This window comes from Microbacterium sp., from assembly GCF_029263575.1.
Lineage (GTDB): Bacteria > Actinomycetota > Actinomycetes > Actinomycetales > Microbacteriaceae > Microbacterium.
Genome location: NZ_JAJUFV010000201.1, coordinates 1 through 4,592 on the forward strand (window position 1 = coordinate 1; position 4,592 = coordinate 4,592).

6 protein-coding genes are annotated in these 4,592 nt (G+C 64.6%); 4 read left to right on the forward strand and 2 right to left on the reverse strand.

The window, feature by feature from the left end; genetic code table 11:
- On the reverse strand, positions 1-428 hold a 428-nt coding region (locus tag Q1J95_RS14645; protein ID WP_300268885.1), incomplete at its 3' end, for a threonine/serine exporter family protein.
- 123 nt (positions 429-551) lie between these two features.
- Between Q1J95_RS14645 and Q1J95_RS14650 the strand changes: the two genes are divergently transcribed.
- Genes Q1J95_RS14650 through Q1J95_RS14660 form a run of 3 tightly spaced genes read left to right on the forward strand, consistent with a single transcriptional unit; the run spans position 552 to position 2,411 of the window.
- The gene (locus tag Q1J95_RS14650) at positions 552-935 is read left to right on the forward strand and encodes a GntR family transcriptional regulator (RefSeq protein ID WP_300268887.1); all 384 of its coding nucleotides are present in this window, start codon (positions 552-554) and stop codon (positions 933-935) included.
- Positions 928-1,779, forward strand: a complete 852-nt coding sequence (locus tag Q1J95_RS14655; protein ID WP_300268890.1) for an ABC transporter ATP-binding protein — start codon at positions 928-930, stop codon at positions 1,777-1,779. The genes Q1J95_RS14650 and Q1J95_RS14655 overlap by 8 nt, the downstream gene beginning before the upstream one ends.
- Positions 1,776-2,411, forward strand: a complete 636-nt coding sequence (locus Q1J95_RS14660) for an ABC-2 transporter permease (RefSeq protein ID WP_300268893.1) — start codon at positions 1,776-1,778, stop codon at positions 2,409-2,411. The genes Q1J95_RS14655 and Q1J95_RS14660 overlap by 4 nt, the downstream gene beginning before the upstream one ends.
- 26 nt (positions 2,412-2,437) lie before the next feature.
- Here Q1J95_RS14660 and Q1J95_RS14665 read toward each other — a convergent pair whose 3' ends face one another.
- Complete coding sequence (locus Q1J95_RS14665) at positions 2,438-3,244, reverse strand: class II glutamine amidotransferase (RefSeq protein WP_300268896.1); 807 nt, start codon at positions 3,242-3,244, stop codon at positions 2,438-2,440.
- Between the two features lie 130 nt (positions 3,245-3,374).
- Between Q1J95_RS14665 and Q1J95_RS14670 the strand changes: the two genes are divergently transcribed.
- Positions 3,375-4,541, forward strand: a complete 1,167-nt coding sequence (locus tag Q1J95_RS14670; protein ID WP_300268898.1) for a glutamate--cysteine ligase — start codon at positions 3,375-3,377, stop codon at positions 4,539-4,541.
- Positions 4,542-4,592: the final 51 nt, after the last annotated feature.

Genomic DNA, 4,592 nt, shown 5'->3' on the forward strand with positions numbered 1-4,592 from the left:
CGGATGACGCGGAAGGCCAGGCGGGCCTCGTCGAGCCCCATGCCGTCTTGAATGTCGACGAGCAGAGCCTGCAGACGCTGCAGCTTCGCGTGGTCGGGGGATGCTGCCTTCACAACGCGCAAGAGAGTCGTGGGCCAGTCTTCTTCGCCGCGGTGGTACGAGACGCCGACCGAGTTGTAGGTGACGTCGACGTGCACCCCGCTGAGACCGTAGATCTGGGTGACGCGGACGATCGCGAAGGTGACGTCGTGCGCGGACGCGCCGACCGTGAACATCGACTCGCCGATGCGCAGTGCGAGATCGAGGATCTTCACCACGACTGTCTCGTTCAGAACCGGGTACGCCTCGGTGAGCGCCACCTCGGACGGGTCTGTCCGAATGGCGCGGCGCACAGAATCGATCAGCCGCCGGCGTTGTTCACGAGGCATGCTTCCATTGTGGCGGTGCCGCGGCTGAACGTCAGCTTTACGCCCGGATCCCACGGCGCAGGTCGAAGCATTGTCGAGCGGCCAACCCTAGTGTTATGGTGTTTATATACAGATGGAGAATAAGTGCGTGTAGTGATCTCGACGAGCGCATCGTCGCCGATCTATCAACAGATCAAGACTCAGGTGCGCGCCGCGATCCTGTCGGGTGATGTGGTGTCGGGCAGCACGCTGCCGTCGCTGCGTCAGCTGGCGGCAGATCTGCGCGTGAGCATTATCACGGTCACCCGCGCATACAACGACTTGGTGGCCGAAGGCTTGGTGCGCAACGAACACGGGCGCGGCTTCGTCGTGTGCGAGATCGATCCGGCTGTCGCCAGCGGAGAACTCGCGAAGCGGGTCGACGCGGCGCTGCGTGAGTTGAGAACAGCAGCGCGTCACGCCCGAATCGACCTTGACGAAGTACACCGCCGAATCGACGAGACCTGGAGGAGTGAGACTGATGAATGACGATATGGTGCGGATTTCGAATCTGCGCATCAACCGCCCGACCTTTGAGATCGGCGAGGTCTCGTTTACGATCCCGCGCGGCGCGGTGGTCGGGCTTGTCGGGCCGAACGGCGCAGGCAAGACCACGGTGATCCGTTCGCTTCTGGGGCTGCTCGCTGCGGATGCCGGCGAGATCGAAGTTCTCGGTCATCCCGCTGGCGCGAGCGCAGCCCTGTCGAAGACGGGCATCGTGCTGGATCAGCCGACCGCGGCAGGCGACTGGCGGGCTCAGTCGCTCGGCCGCCGTCTCGCTCCTTTCTACCCGGATTGGGATGAGGAACTGTTCACCGAGCTTCTCGAACGGTTCGGCGTCCCGCAGGGCCAGCGTATTGACGAGCTGTCTCGCGGTCAGCAGGTGAAACTCTCCCTCGCATCCGCGCTTGCGCAGCGACCAGAGCTGCTGATCCTCGATGAGCCGTCGAGTGGCCTCGACCCCCGCTCTCGCCGCCAGATCGGCGACGTCATCCGCCAGTTCATGGTCGACCCGCGCCACGCCGTGCTGTTCTCGACGCACATCACGACCGATCTCGATGACCTGGCCGACGAACTCATCGTGTTCGTCGGCGGACAGATCGCGCATCACGGCATCCTTGCCGACGTGAAGGGGGACTTTGCGATGGCGCGTGGGGCTGGCGAGCTCCCCGGCGGTTCCGCACTCGGCGCGCAACGCTCGGGCGAACAGTGGTCGGCGCTGATCCGCACGGAAGACTCTGCGAAGTTCGGACCGGAGGCCGTGATCGACGAGGCGACCATCGACGACATCATCATCCACCTGGCTGCCGAGCACGAGAGAGCAATCGCATGAGTTTCGCGTTCACCCGTTTCGACCTGATGTCATGGTTCCCTCGTCGGCAGACACTGATCCCGTTGGCGTTCATCGTCGTGGTTGGGATCCTGTTTCCCGTACCAGGGATGGCGATTGCCGCGTCTGCCTTCGTCACCTCGCTGATGCTCTCTGCGCCGTTCCTCGGCGACGAACGCGACCGCCTCGACACTCTCTACGGCGTGCTGCCCATCTCCCGACGAGCGATCGTCGTGGGCCGCGCGCTCTCGATCCTCGTCTATGGCTTCATCTCGATGGTCATCGCCACGATCACCACGCTGGTTATCGCAGGCGTTCGCGGGAGTACGATCACTCCCGAGCTGCTGATGGTCGGATACGCCGCCGCGCTCGCGATCGTCGGCCTGTCGATCGGCGTCCAGCTGCCGGTGCTGTTCCGCGTCGGCTACTCGCGCGGACGTCTGATGGTCTATGCGCCGGCCGTCGTCATCATCGGCGCAGCCTGGATTGCGCAGGCCTTCGGCGTCGACGGCGACGTCATCGGTTCGATACCTCCCACACTCGGGCTCGGCGTCTGCGTCGCCATCGGAGTGCTCGGCATCGTGATCGGCACGGTTGTCGCCATACGGGTCTACTCGCGACGCGAGCTTCGCTGACGTCTGTGCTCCGTCTCGGGGCCGGTCTAGGCGAGCGGCACCGGATGCAGGCGCGTCACCTCACGCGTGGCGAGGTCGATCATCACCGCGGCGTCTTCGGGGACTCGAGTCCAGCCCTCTGCGTCGACGCCGCTTGAGATCACGTGCACGGCATCATCGGTGATCCGGTAGTCCATGGCGTAGTACTCGGTTGCGTGGCTCGCCGGTATCGCCTCGACCGACTCGAACATCTCGCGCAGCGCTTCGACAGGCGAGTCGACGCGGCTGTTGATATGAATCGCGAACAGATTGCTCGGCGTCAGCAGGAGAGCATTGAGGCTCGAGTTCGGGAACTCGCGCACCAGGATCTCGAGTGCTCGGGTGACGCCGTCCGCTTCGTCGCCGGCGGCCTCGTCGATGCACTGCATGATGAGGCGGAAGTAGCGCTCGCTGTCGGTGTCGCCGATGAGCTTCTCGCGCGAAGCCGGATCGAGCTGCGCCTCGAGGTGGGCGATCGGGGCGATATGGCCGTTGTGAGCGAACGCGTAACCGGCATCGGTGAACGGGTGGGTGTTCTCAGCAGACACGGGCAGTCCGCCCGTGGCCCAGCGCAGATGCACGAGCCCGCAGCATCCGAGGGGTTGCTCTGAAAGAGTCTTGTACTGCGGGTCGATCGACGCATTGCATGCGGATGAGACCGATTCGGTGCTGTCGCCGAACGCTCGGTGCCAGGCCATTCCCCACCCGTCGCTGTGCACCTCGGTGAGCGCGGTGAAGGTCTCGAAATCGTCGGGTCCGAGGACGTCTACGACCGATGTCGGACGGGTGGTGACGTATCCAAGCAATCGACACACGGGGCGGTTCTCCTCTCGTTGCTCATCCGAGTTTTCTCCCTTCGATGTGCGTAGGCAACCGCACGGGACGGTTTGTGCTCTGCGCGAAACGGCTGCGGTAAAGGCGGAAGCCGCCTGCGAGACTGGGCGCATGCGTACCGTCGGAGTTGAAGAGGAACTGCTGCTCGTTGATGCCGAAAGCGGTCGACCTCGAGCCGTGGCTGCGCGCACACTGCGGTATCTCGCAGAAGCGGCGAACCCGGTCGAGCCTGGTGGCGGTGATGACTCGAAAGGCTCTGACGAGCCGGGGTCGAGTGAAGCCGATGTGCCGGGCGGTTCGCTCGAGCACGAGCTGCAACAGCAACAGGTCGAGACCGACACCATTCCGAATTCCGACATGGCGGCATTGGGGGATGATGTGCGGACCTGGCGCGATCACGCCATCACGGCGGCACGGCATGCCGGTGCTCGGGTGATCGCTTCCGGAACCTCTCCGGTATCGGCGGCGACCGCGATCGTCGACAAACCCCGCTATCTGCAGATGGTCGAGCACTTCGGACTGACCACGAGCGAGCAGTTGACCGGAGGGTGCCATGTGCACGTCTCGGTGGAGTCCGACGACGAGGGGGTGGCGGTGCTCGATCGCATTCGCGGCTGGCTTCCGGCGCTGCTCGCACTGAGTGCGAACTCACCTTTCTGGCACGGCGAGGACACGAAGTACTCGAGTTTTCGCTCGCAGGCCATGGTGCGCTGGCCGACGGCCGGGCCGACCGAGGTGTTCGGAAGCGCTGAGCGCTATCACCAACAGGTCGCTTCGATGATCGGCTCCGGCGCGATCTTCGATGAGGGCATGGTCTATTTCGATGCGCGGCTGTCGCACCACTACCCGACGGTCGAGATTCGCGTCGCGGACGTCTGCGCGGATGCCAGCGACACCGTGCTCATCGCGGCGTTGTGTCGCGGGCTGGTCGACACGGCCGCACAGGAGTGGCGGGAGAAACAGGAGCCGGTGCCGGTGCCGGTTTCGATGCTTCGCCTGATGAGCTGGCAGGCCGGACGCTTCGGCATAGCTGGTGAACTCGTCGACCCGAGCACGCTCAGCCCCCGGCCGGCGCGTGAGGTCATCGGCGATCTCGTCGACCACATCCGACCAGCGCTGCGCGCGAGTGGCGATGAGGCGCTCGTCGATGACCAGATCGAGGAGATCTTCACTCGGGGCAACGGCGCCATGCGCCAACGAGCGATGCTCGAGAAGACCGGTCAGCTCAGCGATGTCGTTGCGGAACTGGCGAGGATCACGGCAGGCATCGACGGATGACTGCGTAGCTACCCGAGCGCGCTGCGGAAGGAGCCGCGCCTCTCCAGGGAA

What these genes read in the sequence shown, in the direction of transcription:
- Q1J95_RS14655 (WP_300268890.1), top strand. Translation starts at nt 928, where the DNA reads ATGAATGACGATATGGTGCGGATTTCGAATCTGCGCATCAACCGCCCG.
- Q1J95_RS14660 (WP_300268893.1), top strand. Translation starts at nt 1,776, where the DNA reads ATGAGTTTCGCGTTCACCCGTTTCGACCTGATGTCATGGTTCCCTCGT.
- Q1J95_RS14670 (WP_300268898.1), top strand. Translation starts at nt 3,375, where the DNA reads ATGCGTACCGTCGGAGTTGAAGAGGAACTGCTGCTCGTTGATGCCGAA.